The following is a 14,532-nucleotide window of genomic DNA, read 5'->3' on the forward strand; positions in this document are numbered from 1 at the left end:
GACGTCCGGGTGAACGAACTCGAACGGCGGGGCGAATGGTTGGACTGTCAACCAAGGCATTTCCGTGATTCGCCCAGGTGCAGGCGAAACAGTCGCTCAGGGCCGCAGATTTTCACCGGAAAAGCGAGATGATCAGGATTGTTTCGGGTAGGGGCCGGGCACCATGTCTGCTTCCTCTCCCGCTCTCGCCGCGGGTTCGGCGTCCGCCGCGCCGGATCCGTCCGCCGCCCCCGCCACTCCGCCCGGCCCCGCCGGCCCGGCCGCTCCCGGCCCGCGCCGGGGCCGGCTGCTCGCCCTGGACGGCCTGCGGCTGGTGGCCGCCCTGATGGTCTGCCTCTACCACTACGCCGGGCGCGGCGGCACGGTGTCGGCCTCCTGGCACCAGTCGCCCGCGCACGTCTTCCCGGCTCTGTCCCAGGTGGCCGCGTACGGCTGTCTGGGCGTCCAGTTCTTCTTCGTCATCAGCGGTTTCGTCATCTGCATGAGCGGCTGGGGCCGTACGCTCGGCGACTTCGCGCGCTCCCGCATCGCCCGCCTCTACCCCGCCTACTGGGTCGCCCTGGTGCTGGTCACCGGCGCCGCGCTCGCCCTGCCGGCCGTCGTGCACGCGGTCCGACCGGACGAGTTCCTGGTCAACCTGACGATGCTCCAGCAGCCCATGGGCGCGCCGCGCGTGCTGGGCGTGTGCTGGACGCTCTGGGTGGAGGTCCGCTTCTACGCGCTGTTCGCCCTGTTCGTCGTCGCGCGCGGGGTCACCTACCGCCGGGTGGTGCTGTTCGCCTGCGCGTGGACGCTGGCCGCGGCGGTGTGCCGCACCTCGGGCAACGAGTTGACGGACCAGCTGGTCATGCCGGAGTACGCGCCGTTCTTCGTCGGCGGGCTCGCCCTCTACCTGATCCACCGCTTCGGCGGCGACCTGCTGCTGTGGGGCATCGTGGCCGCCTCCTGGCTGCTCGGGCAGAGCACCGCCACGCGCGCGCTGTGGCACCCGGGCGCGCACGGGGACCTCGTCCGCGACCCGCTGGTCATCCTGTTGGTCGTCACCCTGGCCTTCGCCGCCGTGGCGGCCGTGGCGCTCGGCTGGACCGGCCGGGCGAACTGGCCCTGGCTGGCCACGGCCGGGGCGCTGACCTACCCGTTCTACCTGGTCCACGAGCACCTGGGCTGGTTCGTCATCCGGGTGCTGCACCGGGGCCTCGGCCTGCCCGCGTGGCCGACGCTGGTGGCGACGGTGCTGGGCATGCTGCTGCTCGCCTATCTGATGCACCGGTTCGTGGAGAAACCATTCGGCCCGCGCCTGAGGAAGGCGCTGAAGAATTCCCGTACACCGGGAATTCAGGCCAGGTTCACCCTGACGAAAGACGGAAAACGGAGCGACTGAATCAGGTGATTCCGTAGCGCGCCTGGATACCGGCGATCACCAGCGCGAGACCCTCCTCGAACTGCTGGTCCCAGTCGTCGAAAAGCATCTTTCCCGCCTCGGCCGCGAGCGGGAACTCGGCCAGGCGCCGGGCCCGCTCCTCGATGCCGTACCCCTCCCGGCGCTCACCCGGGAGGGGCCGCACACCCTGCTCCTCGGTGACGAACCCGATGGTGAACATGGCGGCGGTCCGGGCCGCGTTGACCGCCTGCGGCAGGGTGAGGCCGGCCGCCGTCAGGACGCGCAGGTGCGCCTCCAGCTCATGTCCGTGGTCCGTGCCCGTGAAGCGTGAGCCGCTGAAGACCTTGGCGCCGTCGCGATAGCCGAGCAGGGCGGCGCGCAGCCCGCGGCTGACCGCGAGGAGCCGCTCCCGCCAGGTGTCCGCGGGATCGAGCGCCGTGCGCGCGACCATCCGCCGGTACATCTGCGTCGCCATCTCGTCGAGCAGCGCCTGCTTGTCCTTGAAGTGCCAGTACAGCGCCGGGGCCTTGACGTCCAGCTCCTTGGCGATGGCGCGCAGGGTCAGGCCGTCGAGGCCGACCTCGTTCAGCAGCCGCAGAGCCGTGTCCGCGACCCGGCCGCGGTCCAGGGGGGTGCGTCGTTCCGTACTCACGCTTGACAGCTTAACAGCGTTAAGGGCAGCCTTGCGGACGACAGCACTTAACGACGTTAAGGAGAAATCATGCTGGATGTCCTGATCGTGGGGGCCGGTCCCACCGGCCTGGCCCTCGGCGTCGACCTGGCCCGGCGCGGGGTGGACGCGCTGGTGGTGGAGCGGGCGGCGGAGCTGTTCCCCGGCTCGCGCGGCAAGGGGGTCCAGCCGCGCACCCAGGAGGTCTTCGACGACCTCGGCGTGCTGGACGCGGTCCGCGCGGCCGGTGGCCCCTACCCCGTGCGGATGGTCTGGAAGGACGGTGAACGAGTCGGTGAGCAGCCGATGTTCGAGCCCGTGCCGGCCGACGAGGGGTCGCCGTACACCGAGCCGTTGCTGGTCCCGCAGTGGCGGACCCAGGAGATCCTGCACGCGCGGCTCGTGGAGCTGGGCGGCCGGGTCGTCTTCGGACGCGAGGCGACGGGGCTCGAACAGGACGCGGAGGGCGTCGAGGTGCGCTTCGCCGACGGCACGGCCGTCCGGGCCCGGTACGTGGTCGCGGCGGACGGCGGGCGCTCGGCGGTGCGCCGGGCGGTGGGCGTCGGCATGAGCGGGGAGAGCGTCGACCCCAGCCCGTTCGTGGTGGCGGACGTCCGGGTGCGGGGCATCGACCGGGAGCACTGGCACACCTTCCCGGGGGCCGACGACACCGGCGTGATGCTCTGCCCGCTCGCCGGCACGGAGGACTTCCAGCTGACCGGGAAGCTGCCGGAGGGCACCGAGCCCGAACTGACCCTCGACGGCGTCCGGGAACTGGTCGCCGCGTACACGCACCTCGGCGCGGACGCCGTCACCGAGCTGCACTGGGCCTCGGACTTCCGGCCGCGTGCCGCGCTCGCGGACCGCTTCCGGGCGGGCCGGGTGTTCCTCGCGGGCGACGCGGCGCACGTCCACTCGCCGGCGGGCGGGCAGGGACTGAACACCAGCGTCCAGGACGCCTACAACCTGGGCTGGAAGCTCGGCGCCGTGCTGCGGGACGGAGCGCCCGGGGCGCTGCTGGACACCTACGAGGAGGAGCGCCGTCCGAACGCGGCGGCCATGCTGGGCCTGTCGACGGGCGTGCACCGCGGGCAGGTGCGGCGGGGCGCGGCGACGGTGCAGCTCGGGCTCGGGTATCCGCAGTCGTCGCTGAGCGAGGAGCGGCGTGCCGCCCCGGCCGGGGTCCGGGCCGGCGACCGGGCGCCGGACGGCGTGGTGGACGGCGCTCGGCTGTTCGACGCCTTCCGGGGCCCGCACTGGACCCTGCTGGGCGCGACGACGACCGCCGCGGGGGTGCGGTCGCTCCCGGCCGCGCCCGCCTCGTACGGCCCGGGGATCTTCCTGGTCCGCCCGGACGGCTACGTCGCCTGGGCGGGCGACACGGCGGCCGGCCTGGACGAGTACCTCGCCCGGGTCGGCCGCCGCTAGGACCCCGCGCGACAGGCGCCGCCAGAGCCCCGCGCGACCGGCGGCCGGCCCCGGGCTTCACGTCACGTGCTGGCGAGCGAGAGCTTCACCGCGAAGCCGAGGAACAGCGCGCCCGCCGCCGAGGTGGCCGTCGCCGAGAGCCGCCTGCGGCGGCGGAAGGCGGCGGCGAGGCGGGTGCCGCCGAAGATCAGGGCGCTCAGGTAGAGGAAGCTGGCGAGCTGCGCGAAGGCGCCGAGGACGACGAAGGACAGGGCGGGATAGGCGTAGCCCGGGTCCACGAACTGCACGAAGAAGGCGACGAAGAACAGGATCGCCTTGGGGTTGAAGAGACTGACGACGAACGCCCGGCGCAGTGGCCGCTCGACGGCGGGCGCCGGGTCCTCCTCGCTCGCCGCGTTCTCCAGCACCCGCTCACGCCGCGTCCGCCACATCTCCCGGGCGGCCCGCAGCATCCCGATCGCCAGCCAGGTCAGATAGCCGGCACCGGCGTACTTCACGATGCCGAACAGCACCGCGTTGGCCTGGAGCAGGGAGGCGACCCCGGCGGCGGACAGCGTCATCAGCACGGTGTCGCCGCACCAGACGCCGGCGGCGGCCGTGTAGCCGGCCCGGACCCCGCGCCGGGCGGCCACGGACAGCACGTAGAGGGAGTTGGGGCCGGGCAGCAGGACGATCAGGACGAGACCGGCCAGATAGGTGGGGAGATCGATGACGCCGAACATGGCAAGGAGTGTCGCACGGGCGTGCGACAGCGCCCACGGCGCAGGTGGTCGGAAGGCGCCTCGGGAAGCGGCCTAGAAGGCGTCGGACGGCACGTACGCCCCCCACACCTCACGCAGCGCCCCGCACACCTCCCCCACGGTCGCGCGCGCCCGCAGCGCCTCCTTCATCGGATAGAGCACGTTGTCCTTCCCCTCGGCCGCCTTCCTCAGGGCGTCCAGCGCGGTGTCCACCGCCGCCTGGTCCCGTTCGGCGCGCAGTTGGGCCAGCCGCTCCGCCTGCCGGGCCTCGATCGCGGGGTCGACCCGCAACGGCTCGTAGGGTTCCTCCTCCGCCAGCCCGAAGCGGTTGACGCCGACGACCACCCGCTCGGCCGCGTCCGTCTCCAGCGCGATGCGGTAGGCGTTCCGCTCGATCTCCGCCTTCTGGAAGCCGCGCTCGATCGCCGCCTCCGCGCCGCCGAGGTCCTCGACCTTGCCCATCAGCTCCAGGGCGGCCGCCTCGACGTCGTCCGTCATCCGCTCCATCGCGTAGGAACCGGCGAACGGGTCCACGGTCGCCGGTACGTCCGTCTCGTACGCCAGCACCTGCTGGGTGCGCAGCGCCAGCCGCGCGCTCTTGTCCGTCGGCAGCGCGATGGCCTCGTCGAAGGAGTTGGTGTGCAGGGACTGGGTGCCGCCGAGCACGGCGGCGAGCGCCTGGACGGCGACCCGGACGAGGTTCACCTCCGGCTGCTGGGCCGTCAGCTGCACGCCCGCCGTCTGGGTGTGGAACCGCAGCATCCAGGACTTCGGGTTCCTCGCGCCGAAGTCCTCCCGCATCACCCGCGCCCAGATCCTGCGCGCCGCGCGGAACTTGGCGACCTCCTCGAGCAGCGTCGTACGGGCCACGAAGAAGAAGGACAGGCGGGGGGCGAAGTCGTCCACCTCCATGCCGGCCGCCACCGCGGTGCGGACGTACTCGATGCCGTCGGCGAGCGTGAAGGCGATCTCCTGCGCGGGGGACGCGCCCGCCTCCGCCATGTGGTACCCGGAGATCGAGATGGTGTTCCACTTCGGGATCTCGGCGGTGCAGTACTTGAAGATGTCGGCGGTGAGCCGCAGGGAGGGCTTGGGCGGGAAGATGTACGTGCCCCGCGCGATGTACTCCTTGAGGACGTCGTTCTGGACGGTGCCGGTCAGCCGGTCCGCCGGTACGCCCTGCTCCTCCGCCACCAGCTGGTAGAGCAGGAGCAGCAGCGCGGCCGGGGCGTTGATCGTCATCGAGGTGGAGACCCGGTCCAGCGGGATGCCGTCGAACAGCACCCGCATGTCCTCGATCGAGTCGATCGCCACGCCCACCTTGCCGACCTCGCCGTGCGCCAGGGGGGCGTCGGAGTCGTGGCCCATCTGGGTGGGCAGGTCGAAGGCGACGGACAGACCGGTGGTGCCGTGCGCGATGAGCTGCCGGTAGCGGGCGTTGGACTCCGCGGCGGTGCCGAAGCCCGCGTACTGGCGCATGGTCCAGGGGCGGCCGGTGTACATCGTCGGGTACACCCCGCGGGTGTAGGGGTACGTGCCCGGTTCGCCCAGCTTCCCGTCCGGGTCCCAGCCGGTCAGGTCGCCCGGCCCGTAGACCGGCTCGATCGGCAGCCCCGACTCCGATTCACGCGCCATGGATGCCTCCGGAAGTACGTTCTGTCACCTCCTCACCATGCCCCGTAGTTCGGCGGCGGTCACGCGGGGAAGCATCCCCGGCATGAGGATCCCGGGCAGACCCGCCGCCGTACTCGTCTCGGTCGCCGCCCTCGCCGCGCTCAGCGGCTGCACCGTGCAGCCCCCGGACGGGGACGGCAAGCAGCGCTCGCCGGTGCACGTCCTGCTGCCCTCCGGCAAGGCCCCCGGCCCCGCCGGGACGCGCTCGCACCGGCCCGCCGCCCAGCCGGCCCGGCCCTCGGGCCGGGTGCTGTGGTCGCGCGGGGACAGCGGCACGGGGGTGCGCGAGCTGCAGGCCCGGCTCCGCCAGGTCGACTGGCTGTTCGACGGGCCGACGGGCAGCTACGACGATCTGACCGAACGGGCCGTCGCCGGCTTCCAGGGCAAGCGCGGGCTGCCCCGCACGGGCGAGCTGGACACGGCCACCTGGCAGCGGCTGCTGGCCATGACGCACCGGCCGGGCCGGTGGGAGCTGTACCTGATGGGCGGTCAGCCGGCCGACCCGCCCGATCCGCGCTGTCTGACCGGCCGGGTGCTGTGCATCAGCAAGACCAGCCGGACGCTGCGCTGGATGATCGACGGACGCACGGTCGAGACGATGTCGGTCCGCTTCGGCGCCCTGTACAGCCCGACCCGCGAGGGTGTGTTCCGCGTCTACTGGAAGTCACGGCACCATGTGTCGACGCTCTACGACTCCCCGATGCCGTACGCGATGTTCTTCAGCGGCGGCCAGGCGGTGCACTACTCCTACGACTTCGCGGCACGCGGGTACGCGGGCGGTTCGCACGGATGCGTCAACGTGCGCGACGAGGCGGCGATCTCTGAGCTGTTCGCCCAGGTGAGGGTGGGCGACAAGGTCGTCGTCCACTGGTGAGGGATGCGGGGGGGGGGGGGGGGGGGGGGGGGGGGGGGGGGGGGGCGCGGCGCGGGCGGGCCCGCCCCCCCCCCCCCCCCCCCCCCCCCCCCCCCCCCCCCCCGCCAGGTGCACGAGCCGTGGGTACGGGGGGAACCCCGGCTCAGTGCGACGGCCGATGACCAGTCGGCTCACTCATTACTGCGTCGCGGCCGCCGAAAACGTCACACCCTTCGTGAAAAATCTTTCCGGAGTGGACGGAAGCGCAGGTCAGCGGCGTGATCGAAGATCCGGTCCGGCTGCCACGGAAGGCTCAGAGCGCGCTGTAGGACGGGCTCGGCGAGGGGGCCGGCGCGGTCGGCCGCCGGCCCGGGGTCACGGGCGCGAAGGCCGAGGGAGCGGGAGAGACGACGCTCCCCCGGTGACGGCCGCCATGACCGCCCTGGTCACGGCCGGGGCCCCGGCCCGGGTGGCCGTCGTCGTCGCCCTGGCCGTTGCCGTCGCCGTTGCCTCCCCCTTTGCCGTCTCCTTTGCCGTTCCCGTCACCTTTGCCGCTGCCGCCGCCCTGGCCCTTGCCCGCACCGGCGGAGCCGTTCCGCTCCGCGAGGACGGCCCGGCAGTACCGGGTGACCCGCACCGGCCCGCCCGCCAGGTTCTCCAGGACTCGCCTGCGGTCGGTGCCCAGCTCCTTGCCGTCGCGCAGGTCGCGGCAGGCCGCGGCGGCGTCCCGCCACCAGGTGCCGGAGGTAGGGGACGGGTCGCCGGAACCCGGCGTCACCTGTGCGCCGGCGTCCCGGCCCGGCCCGGCGGCCGAGCCGGAGGGGCTGCCGCCGAGGGACGGGGCGGCGCTGCCGTCGGGCGTGCCCGGGGCGATGTTCAGCGGGGGCCGCGGCGAGGACGTGGCGGTCGGGCGGCCCGAGGACTGCGCGGTGGACACGGAGGTGACCGGTCCCGGCCGCTCGTCGCGGAACGGGTTCGGCAGCACTCCGCCGCCGGCGGCCACGGCGACCCCGCCGAGCGTGCCCGCGGCCACGGCGGCGGCGAGCGCGAAGCGCACCGGACGGGCCCAGCGCGGGCGCCGGCACCGGCTTCCGCTACGGGCCGGCCGGCCGATCCGGACCAGGCCGGCGTCCGCGTCGCGCGCGCCCGTGCCGGAGCCGCCGCCGGTGCCGCCGGCGCCGAACGCGGCGGCGGCCCGCTCGGCCTCGGCCTCCTCACGGACCTTGCGGAACGCGGCCAGCGCACCCTGCTCACCGGGGAGTTCACCGGTCGCGGGTGCCGCCTCGGCGGCGAGCGCGCCCAGTGCCTCGGCGAGCTTGCGGGCCTGGTCAGGGGCAGCGACGTCGACGGCTTCCAGCGACTCACCGCGCAGCAGACGTTCCGCCATGTCACCGGTAAGCCACTCGTACTGCTCGTCGGCCATCACATGTCCTTCTGCGTCCGCGCACGTGTATGCGTCACAGTGGCGGACGTCACCGCGCGACGGCGCGGTTCTCGCTGGGGCGGGAGGGCGTCGAGGCCGGCTCCCGATTCCGGATCGTCGCCGAGCAGCTCTGCCAGCCGCTTCAGGCCACGGTGTGCCGCGGTGCGCACGGCGCCCGCGCGCTTGCCGAGCGTCTCGGCCGCGGACTTGGCGTCGAGGCCCACCACCACGCGGAGCACGACCGCCTCGGCCTGGTCCTGCGGGAGCCGCGCGATGAGCGACAGGGTGCGGTCGGTGGTCAGGGCCTCGATGGCCTCGCCGGCCGTGTCGGACTCGGCGGCCCGGCCGGTCAGCTCCGTCTCGTCGCCGCCTATCGCGGGGCGGCGGCCGCGCATCCGTATGTGGTCGAGGGCGCGGTTGCGGGCGATCCGGGCGGCCCAGCCGCGGAACCGGTCCGCGTCGCCGCTGAACCGTTCGAGGTCCCGGGCTATCTGGAGCCATGCCTCGGAGGCCACGTCCTCGGCGTCCGGGTCGCCGACCAGCGTGCGTACGTATCCGAGCAGCCTCGGGTGCACCGCGCGGTACACGGCACGGAACGCGGTCTCGTCCCCGTCCTGTGCCGCACGCACCGCGGTGGTCAGCTCCGCGTCGTCCCCCAGCACCGCACTCCCTTTACGCCTTTGTTCGGTCCGGCGCGAAAGGCACGTTACGGCGTGAAACCGCTCCTCGTCCATGTCCGTAGAAGATGCAACTAACTCGTGACTCAGTGCGGGACGACAGGGTGTGACAGAAACCGCACTCATGGCGCTGAAGGAAGTACGGGCCGCCGAGCGGTCCGCGAGCGCGACGGCCGGGGCCTCTCCTGTGGGGGGTGGCGGCCCCGGCCGTTGCCCCGGTCCCCGGCTCCCGCCTGCTTCGCGCGGGTTCCGCGACCCCCCTGGCGGGGGTGCCCGGACTCACTTCTTCGCGCCGGCCTTGCCGTTCCCGCCACTGCTGGCGTTGTCGCCGCTGTTGGCCTTGTCGCCGCCGGGGCTCTTTCCGTTGCCGCTGCCGCTGCCGCCGTTGCCGGTGCTGCCGCTGCCGGCCCTGCCGCTGCCGCCGCCGTTGTGCGAGGCGTCGCCCCTGCCCGCCGCGGACGCGTCCGCGTGCGCGAGCCGTTCGGCGCAGTAGGCCGGGACGCTCGCCTCGCCGCCCGCGGCCGCGACCAGCCGCCGCCAGGCCGTCGACGCGAGCGCCTTGCCGTGGCCCTCGACCTGCTCGTAGGCGCGGCAGTGGGCCAGGGTGTCCTCGGCGGTGGCCGGGTGGTCCCGGCGCGCCGACGGCGCCCCCGGCCCGGGGGCGTGCGGTGCCGCGCCGGGCTGTCGCGAGGCGCTCGCCGAGGGGCGGGCCGGGTGCCGGTCGCCGTCGTGCTCGCCGGACCCGGCGGAGCCGATCGCCGCGAAGGCGACGCCGCCCATCGTGAGGCTCGCGACGAACACGGAGAGCGCGGCCTTCGGCGAGAGCCGTCCGAGGAACCGCGGCCGGGGCCGCCAGTCGTCGCGGCGCCGGGTCCGGGTCCGGTGCGCACCGGAGTCCCGGGCGGTGCGGAACGCGGCCACGGCGCGCTCCTCGGCACCGGCGGCGAACGCGTCCCGGCGCAGCACGGCGGCGAACCGGGCCTCGAACTCGCTGTCGGCGGCCGCGTCGCCGCCGGACGGGACCGGTCCGTCGACGAGGCCGGCCGGGTGCGCGTGCCGGCGCCGGGGCGGCCCGTCGCCGCTGTGCCGTTCACCCATGTCCGTTCCCGTTCCTGGTCCGTCCGGCCCGGCCGCGCGGATCCGCCGCGCGCCTCGCTCCACTTGCTCCCGTGGAGGTATACGGCCGATGGCCGTCGCCGTTCATTTCGACTCCCCCAGCGTGCTGGGACCGTCATCCGTCACACCCGCGTCCGCGGCGTCCTGGGCGCCCAGCTGGCGGGCGAGCCGTTTCAGCCCCCGGTAGGCGGCCGTGCGCACCGCGCCGGGGCGCTTGCCGAGGACGCGGGCGGCGGCGGGGCCGTCCAGGCCGACGACCACCCGCAGCAGGACCGCCTCGGCCTGGTCACTGGGCAGCCCGCGCAGCAGGGCCAGGGCGCGCTCGGTGGACATGGCCTCCAACGCCTGCTCGTACGTGCTGTGCGGTCCCGGCAGGTCGAGCACGTCCTGCTCCAGCGCCGTCCCCCGGGGCCGTACCCGCTGTCTGCGCAGGTGGTCCAGGGCCCGGTGCCGGGCGATGGTCGCGGTCCAGCCGCGGAAACCGGCGCCGTCCCCCTTGAACCGACCCAGGTCGCGGGCTATCTCCAGCCAGGCGTCGGAGGCCACGTCCTCGGCGTCCTCGCCGACGAGCCCGCGCAGATAACCGAGCAGCCCCGGCTGCACGATCCGGTAGGCCACCGCGAAAGCGCTCTCGTCACCGTCCTGGGCCCGCGCGACGGCCGCGCCCAGCTCCCCGTCGCGCGCCTGCTGGCGACGGGGCTCTTTTCCCTGGCCCAAGAACCGTCCCCGTCCGTACCCCGCCCGGGCCCCTGCCCGCGCTCGCACCGAATCCGCATCGTGCGACACGGCCGCCCGTGTCCTCACCGTGATCAGCGTCGGAGCTCACAGATTTGTCACAGCCCTCAGCGGTCGCGCCGGTCACACACGGCGGCGGCTCCGTCAGCCGATGGCGATACGCGGATGCGCACCGGGCCGTATCCATCCCATGATCAGGTCCATCGTGGCGCGCGGCACGGACACGCAACCGGCGGTCGCGCCCTGACCGTTGACGTGCAGGAAGATCCCGGCACCCCGGCCGGGCACGGCGGGCCACCGGTTGAAGTCGATGACGAGCGCCTTGGCGTACTGCACGGGGTGGTCGACGAGGTGCTCGCTGCCCCGGTCACCGCTCTCGGTGAGCGGGAAGTCCGCGCCGGCGGTGGCGTGCATCGAGTTGTAGTACTTCGACTCCGGGTCCTCGACCCACCAGTGTGCCGAGTTCACCCGCGTGTACGGCATGCTCGTCCCGCCCGCCTCGACGCCGAAGCCCTCGGTGAGGGTGTAGGTCCCGGTGGGAGTGGTGTACGTGCCCTGCCGCCGGGTCGACCCGGCCACGACCCCGTTGGACCCGACGCGCCCGGCAGTCGTGCTGAACTGCGCCTTCCATCCCGAGGCCCCCTTGGACCAGGCGGTGACCGTGGCGTACGAGCCGCTGGCCTTTACGGTGATGAGCTGGGTGGCGTTGCCGGGGGTGGCGGGGACGGGGAAGTGGGGCGTGCTGACGGCGGCGGGAGCCTCGGGGCTCTGGCGCGTGCCGACGGCGGCCGGCGAGCCGGTGCGCGAAACGGAGGCGCTCGGCTTGGCCTTCGCCGAGGCGGACGCGGAGGCGGAGGCGGAGGCGGACGTGGAGGCCGAGGGTGTGGCGGAGGCGGAGGCAGACGCACTGGGCGCGCCGGAGGCCGCCGACGCTTCGACGGCAACGCTCCCGGCCGCGTCACCGGACTCAGCCCCTGGACCGTCGCCTCCTCCCTGTCCACAGGCCGACACCAGCAGCAGGGCGCCGGCGACGGTCAACACGGCGGAGCACGTACGGGCACGGGAGCGCGAAGAGGGCAGCACGAAGAGACCCTTCGATGGGCGGCAACGGAGGCAAGCGGAGGCGCGGCCGAGAACGGCGGGCCGGAACGAGCGCCGGTTATACAGGAGTTGGAATCGTCACCGCGAACGGCCGAACAAAGGAGACTATTCGCCGACTGTCAGTGCCGCCTCCTACGCTGCCCCGCACCGACCGAAGAGCACGGAGGGAAGGCATCGGTATGGGCGGACTCCGAGCGGCTGGCCTTCCCGAGGCGGGCACAGGGCAGGTGCACGGTGCTCTGCACGGACGGCGAGCCGACCCACATCAGCTCCTGGGGAGTCCCAGCTGACTGACACGCCCGCGCGTTCTCGAGGAACCGGCGCCCCTGGGCGTCGTACGCCCACAGCCCGAGGTAGTGACTCTCCCAGGCCACATGCGCGACGATCAGGCCCGGGGCGTTCGCCTGCCGGAGAACCACCGCGTAGGGCAGCCCCGCGGCATCACGCGCCGCCGCCACCGAGGCGTCGATCGGGCCGAGAACGGCTCCGCGCCCGGAGTCCCACCCCTCGCCGTACGCGACGTCGATGATCCGCCGGCCGGTCACCGGGCCGCAACCCTCCGCGCCCGTCCGTGCAGGGTCAGGTAGAAGGTCTGCAGGGACTCCTCGGGGCCGCCCACCTCGAAGCGGTTGACGACCTTGCCGAGGGGGTTCCAGACCCGCCCGTCCGGCATGCGCACACCGACCGGCTGCCCGAAGTAGCTGCGCTGGTCCGCGTCGAAGTCCACCCACACCGCCCCCGCGCGGCGCACGAGCACCTCACCGACGTACGCCCCGAGGCCGAGCAGAGCGTTCCGGGCACCTTCCCGGTCGGCACCGCCCTTGCGGAGCCCGTCGACGAGGAAGTCGACGACCCGCAGACTGCGCTCGGAGTAGTCCAGGGGCAGCCGGTTGCGGGTGGTGACGCGTGCGAGGAAACCCGCCGCGCGGGACCGCATCTCGACCGCGCACGGTACCCGTTCGTCAACTTCAGCCACGGTTTCGCTCCCCCTCTGATCGACGAGGGAACTCAGGAGCGCGTTCCCCCTCGTTGATCAAGCGGATACCTGGCCTTGAACATCACAGGGACACATGCGTGTCATGTACCACACAAGAAAGTCACGAGGCTCGTACAACCTTTTGACCGACGGTGTGTCGGCGTCATACGTGGCGGGTCACTCCGCCCCGGACGGCAGGGCCACGGTCCCGCCGAACACCCCCCGGTTGTCGGCCCGCACCTCCTGGCTCACCGTGATGTCGCCGCCTCGGAACGGCACGAGGAACGTGAACGTGTAGCGGTGTGACGTGACCCGGTGCCCCTGCGCCTCGTCACCCAGGTCCCACGTCTCGGTGAGGCTCTTGAGCGTGATCTCGCTGTCGGTCGCCGTCACCCCCGCCTTGCGCAACTGAGCCAGCGTGGGCTCCACTTCGCGCACGCCCCGCTTGAGCGCGGGGCGGTTCCGTGCGGCGGGCAACTGCCATCCGGACGCGCTGACCCGAAGCCGCAAGCCCGCCCCCGTACGGCTCACCGTCGCGCTCTTGGCGTACCCCGCGAACGCGTCCAGTTCGGCCAGGGGATCCTCGACCTCATTGGCGATGTCAGGGTCGGAGAGCGGCCCCTGCTTCCACCCCTCGGCGCCCTCCTTGACGTAACCCGTGCCGCCGACGACGTACACCGCCTCGGGCTTGTACTCGCCCTTGCCGGTGGTGACGGTGCCGGTCTGGTGGAGCGCGACCGGGGCGGTGGTCCGATGCACGGTCGCGGCGTACGTCGCGCTGGACGGCGCCTGCCCCTGCATGACGGCGGGGGAGACCCGGTCAGCGTCCGATTCAGGCGTACACGCGCTTCACCACGGCCTCGCCGTCAGCATCCGCGAGAGCGTAGAAACGCTTCAGGTCACTCAGACGACGACGCAGGTCGGTCGCGACATACCCGGCGTCACCGAAGAACTCGAGCTTCTTGCGGTGCCGCTCGAGGTGCTCGTCGAAGTCGATCCCTCCCAAGTACGCGTGCGCGCCGCGAACGCCGTCGGCGTCCAACCAGATCATCACGTCCACGGGGGTCTGGAAGCTGGCCACGTGGACGCCGCCAAGAACGGGCAGGGACTCGGGATCGGTGGCGGGAAATGCCTCTCCGGTGAGCAGCACATTCATAGGGCGCCATTCCTCAGCGAGGCTGCAAAGCCTCCCGGACTCGATCTCGCGAGCGAAGACCTCATTCTGGCGAGTCGCAGTGAATCCGCCCTCCAGAACGGGGATCCCGCGATGCAGTTCGTCCGCCGGAACCCTGCGCATGCGCAGCGAATTCCCCATCATCACTCCGTAACTCGATATACGTTCACGATTCCACCGCCGAAGCCGCGGCCTTGGCATGATCAGGGTACGGCAGGGGCCGCACGGCACCCATGCACCGCATGGAACTCCTTTCTCCGTGCGGCCCTCCGCCCACTCCTCGGGGTGGGGGGGGGGGGGGGGGGGGGGGGGGGGGGGGGGGGGGGGGGGGGGGGGGGGGCGCCCCCCCCCCCCCCCCCCCCCCCCCCCCCCCCCCCCCCCCCCCCCCCCCCCCCACCCCGAGGAGTGGGCGGAGGGCCGCACGGAGAAAGGAGTTCCATGCGGTGCATGGGTGCCGTGCGGCCCCTGCCGTACCCTGATCATGCCAAGGCCGCGGCTTCGGCGGTGGAATCGTGAACGTATATCGAGTTACGGAGTGATGATGGGGAATTCGCTGCGCATGCGCAGGGTTCCGGCGGACGAAC

15 protein-coding genes are annotated in these 14,532 nt (G+C 73.1%); 3 read left to right on the plus strand and 12 right to left on the minus strand.

The annotated features are described in order from the left end of the window. Window positions 1-163 precede the first annotated feature (163 nt). A complete protein-coding gene (locus V7E45_RS00660) occupies window positions 164-1,381 on the plus strand; it encodes an acyltransferase family protein (protein WP_333772080.1) in 1,218 nt (405 codons plus the stop codon). A gap of 1 nt (window position 1,382) precedes the next feature. On the opposite strand, the gene V7E45_RS00665 is transcribed toward V7E45_RS00660, so the two are convergent. Further along, window positions 1,383-2,033, minus strand: coding sequence for a TetR/AcrR family transcriptional regulator C-terminal domain-containing protein (locus V7E45_RS00665; protein WP_333772081.1), 651 nt, complete (start codon window positions 2,031-2,033; stop codon window positions 1,383-1,385). A 69-nt stretch (window positions 2,034-2,102) separates the two neighbouring features. On the opposite strand from V7E45_RS00665, the gene V7E45_RS00670 reads away from it, so the two are divergent. Next, complete coding sequence (locus V7E45_RS00670) at window positions 2,103-3,479, plus strand: FAD-dependent monooxygenase (RefSeq protein WP_443055887.1); 1,377 nt, start codon at window positions 2,103-2,105, stop codon at window positions 3,477-3,479. 62 nt (window positions 3,480-3,541) lie between these two features. Here V7E45_RS00670 and leuE read toward each other — a convergent pair whose 3' ends face one another. Both leuE and V7E45_RS00680 read right to left on the minus strand, forming a co-directional pair. Beyond that, entirely contained in the window at window positions 3,542-4,201 is a 660-nt protein-coding gene (gene leuE / locus V7E45_RS00675; RefSeq protein WP_333772082.1) for a leucine efflux protein LeuE, read from the minus strand. 72 nt (window positions 4,202-4,273) lie between these two features. Further along, window positions 4,274-5,854: an acyl-CoA mutase large subunit family protein gene (locus tag V7E45_RS00680; protein ID WP_333772083.1), complete on the minus strand. Its 1,581-nt coding sequence runs from the start codon at window positions 5,852-5,854 to the stop codon at window positions 4,274-4,276. 82 nt (window positions 5,855-5,936) lie between these two features. Between V7E45_RS00680 and V7E45_RS00685 the strand changes: the two genes are divergently transcribed. Continuing rightward, on the plus strand, window positions 5,937-6,767 hold the full coding sequence (locus V7E45_RS00685; RefSeq protein WP_333772084.1) for a L,D-transpeptidase family protein: 831 nt from the start codon (window positions 5,937-5,939) through the stop codon (window positions 6,765-6,767). Between the two features lie 292 nt (window positions 6,768-7,059). Here the strand turns inward: V7E45_RS00685 and V7E45_RS00690 are convergent, their stop codons facing one another. The 9 genes from V7E45_RS00690 to V7E45_RS00730 all read right to left on the minus strand — a co-directional run bounded on the left by V7E45_RS00690 (window position 7,060) and on the right by V7E45_RS00730 (window position 13,930). Further along, entirely contained in the window at window positions 7,060-8,169 is a 1,110-nt protein-coding gene (locus tag V7E45_RS00690; protein WP_333772085.1) for a hypothetical protein, read from the minus strand. Further along, entirely contained in the window at window positions 8,169-8,831 is a 663-nt protein-coding gene (locus tag V7E45_RS00695) for an RNA polymerase sigma factor (RefSeq protein WP_333772086.1), read from the minus strand. The genes V7E45_RS00690 and V7E45_RS00695 overlap by 1 nt, the downstream gene beginning before the upstream one ends. Window positions 8,832-9,125: 294 nt before the next feature. Continuing rightward, complete coding sequence (locus V7E45_RS00700) at window positions 9,126-9,944, minus strand: hypothetical protein (RefSeq protein WP_333772087.1); 819 nt, start codon at window positions 9,942-9,944, stop codon at window positions 9,126-9,128. Window positions 9,945-10,046: 102 nt separating this feature from the next. After that, window positions 10,047-10,679, minus strand: coding sequence for an RNA polymerase sigma factor (locus V7E45_RS00705; RefSeq protein ID WP_333772088.1), 633 nt, complete (start codon window positions 10,677-10,679; stop codon window positions 10,047-10,049). Between the two features lie 162 nt (window positions 10,680-10,841). Continuing rightward, entirely contained in the window at window positions 10,842-11,738 is an 897-nt protein-coding gene (locus V7E45_RS00710; RefSeq protein WP_333772089.1) for a L,D-transpeptidase family protein, read from the minus strand. Between the two features lie 179 nt (window positions 11,739-11,917). Further along, window positions 11,918-12,343 carry a hypothetical protein gene (locus V7E45_RS00715; protein ID WP_333772090.1) on the minus strand — a complete coding sequence of 142 codons (426 nt, stop codon included), beginning with the start codon at window positions 12,341-12,343 and terminating at the stop codon, window positions 11,918-11,920. Then, complete coding sequence (locus tag V7E45_RS00720; protein WP_443055889.1) at window positions 12,340-12,735, minus strand: hypothetical protein; 396 nt, start codon at window positions 12,733-12,735, stop codon at window positions 12,340-12,342. Before V7E45_RS00720 ends, V7E45_RS00715 begins: the two co-directional genes overlap by 4 nt. A 216-nt stretch (window positions 12,736-12,951) precedes the next feature. Beyond that, window positions 12,952-13,533 (minus strand): hypothetical protein, encoded by a 582-nt coding sequence (locus V7E45_RS00725; RefSeq protein ID WP_333772092.1) that lies wholly within the window; start codon window positions 13,531-13,533, stop codon window positions 12,952-12,954. A gap of 73 nt (window positions 13,534-13,606) precedes the next feature. Then, window positions 13,607-13,930, minus strand: a complete 324-nt coding sequence (locus V7E45_RS00730) for a hypothetical protein (RefSeq protein WP_333772094.1) — start codon at window positions 13,928-13,930, stop codon at window positions 13,607-13,609. Window positions 13,931-14,532: the final 602 nt, after the last annotated feature.

Origin of the sequence: Streptomyces sp. IBSBF 3136 (genome assembly GCF_036815105.1) — a bacterium.
Classification (GTDB): Bacteria; Actinomycetota; Actinomycetes; order Streptomycetales; family Streptomycetaceae; genus Streptomyces.

Excerpts from the sequence above, each read along its gene's own strand:
- V7E45_RS00660 (WP_333772080.1), top strand. The coding sequence starts at position 164 with ATGTCTGCTTCCTCTCCCGCTCTCGCCGCGGGTTCGGCGTCCGCCGCG.
- V7E45_RS00670 (WP_443055887.1), top strand. The coding sequence starts at position 2,103 with ATGCTGGATGTCCTGATCGTGGGGGCCGGTCCCACCGGCCTGGCCCTC.
- leuE (WP_333772082.1), bottom strand. The coding sequence starts at position 4,201 with ATGTTCGGCGTCATCGATCTCCCCACCTATCTGGCCGGTCTCGTCCTG.
- V7E45_RS00680 (WP_333772083.1), bottom strand. The coding sequence starts at position 5,854 with ATGGCGCGTGAATCGGAGTCGGGGCTGCCGATCGAGCCGGTCTACGGG.
- V7E45_RS00685 (WP_333772084.1), top strand. The coding sequence starts at position 5,937 with ATGAGGATCCCGGGCAGACCCGCCGCCGTACTCGTCTCGGTCGCCGCC.
- V7E45_RS00690 (WP_333772085.1), bottom strand. The coding sequence starts at position 8,169 with ATGGCCGACGAGCAGTACGAGTGGCTTACCGGTGACATGGCGGAACGT.
- V7E45_RS00700 (WP_333772087.1), bottom strand. The coding sequence starts at position 9,944 with ATGGGTGAACGGCACAGCGGCGACGGGCCGCCCCGGCGCCGGCACGCG.
- V7E45_RS00720 (WP_443055889.1), bottom strand. The coding sequence starts at position 12,735 with ATGCGGTCCCGCGCGGCGGGTTTCCTCGCACGCGTCACCACCCGCAAC.
- V7E45_RS00730 (WP_333772094.1), bottom strand. The coding sequence starts at position 13,930 with ATGAATGTGCTGCTCACCGGAGAGGCATTTCCCGCCACCGATCCCGAG.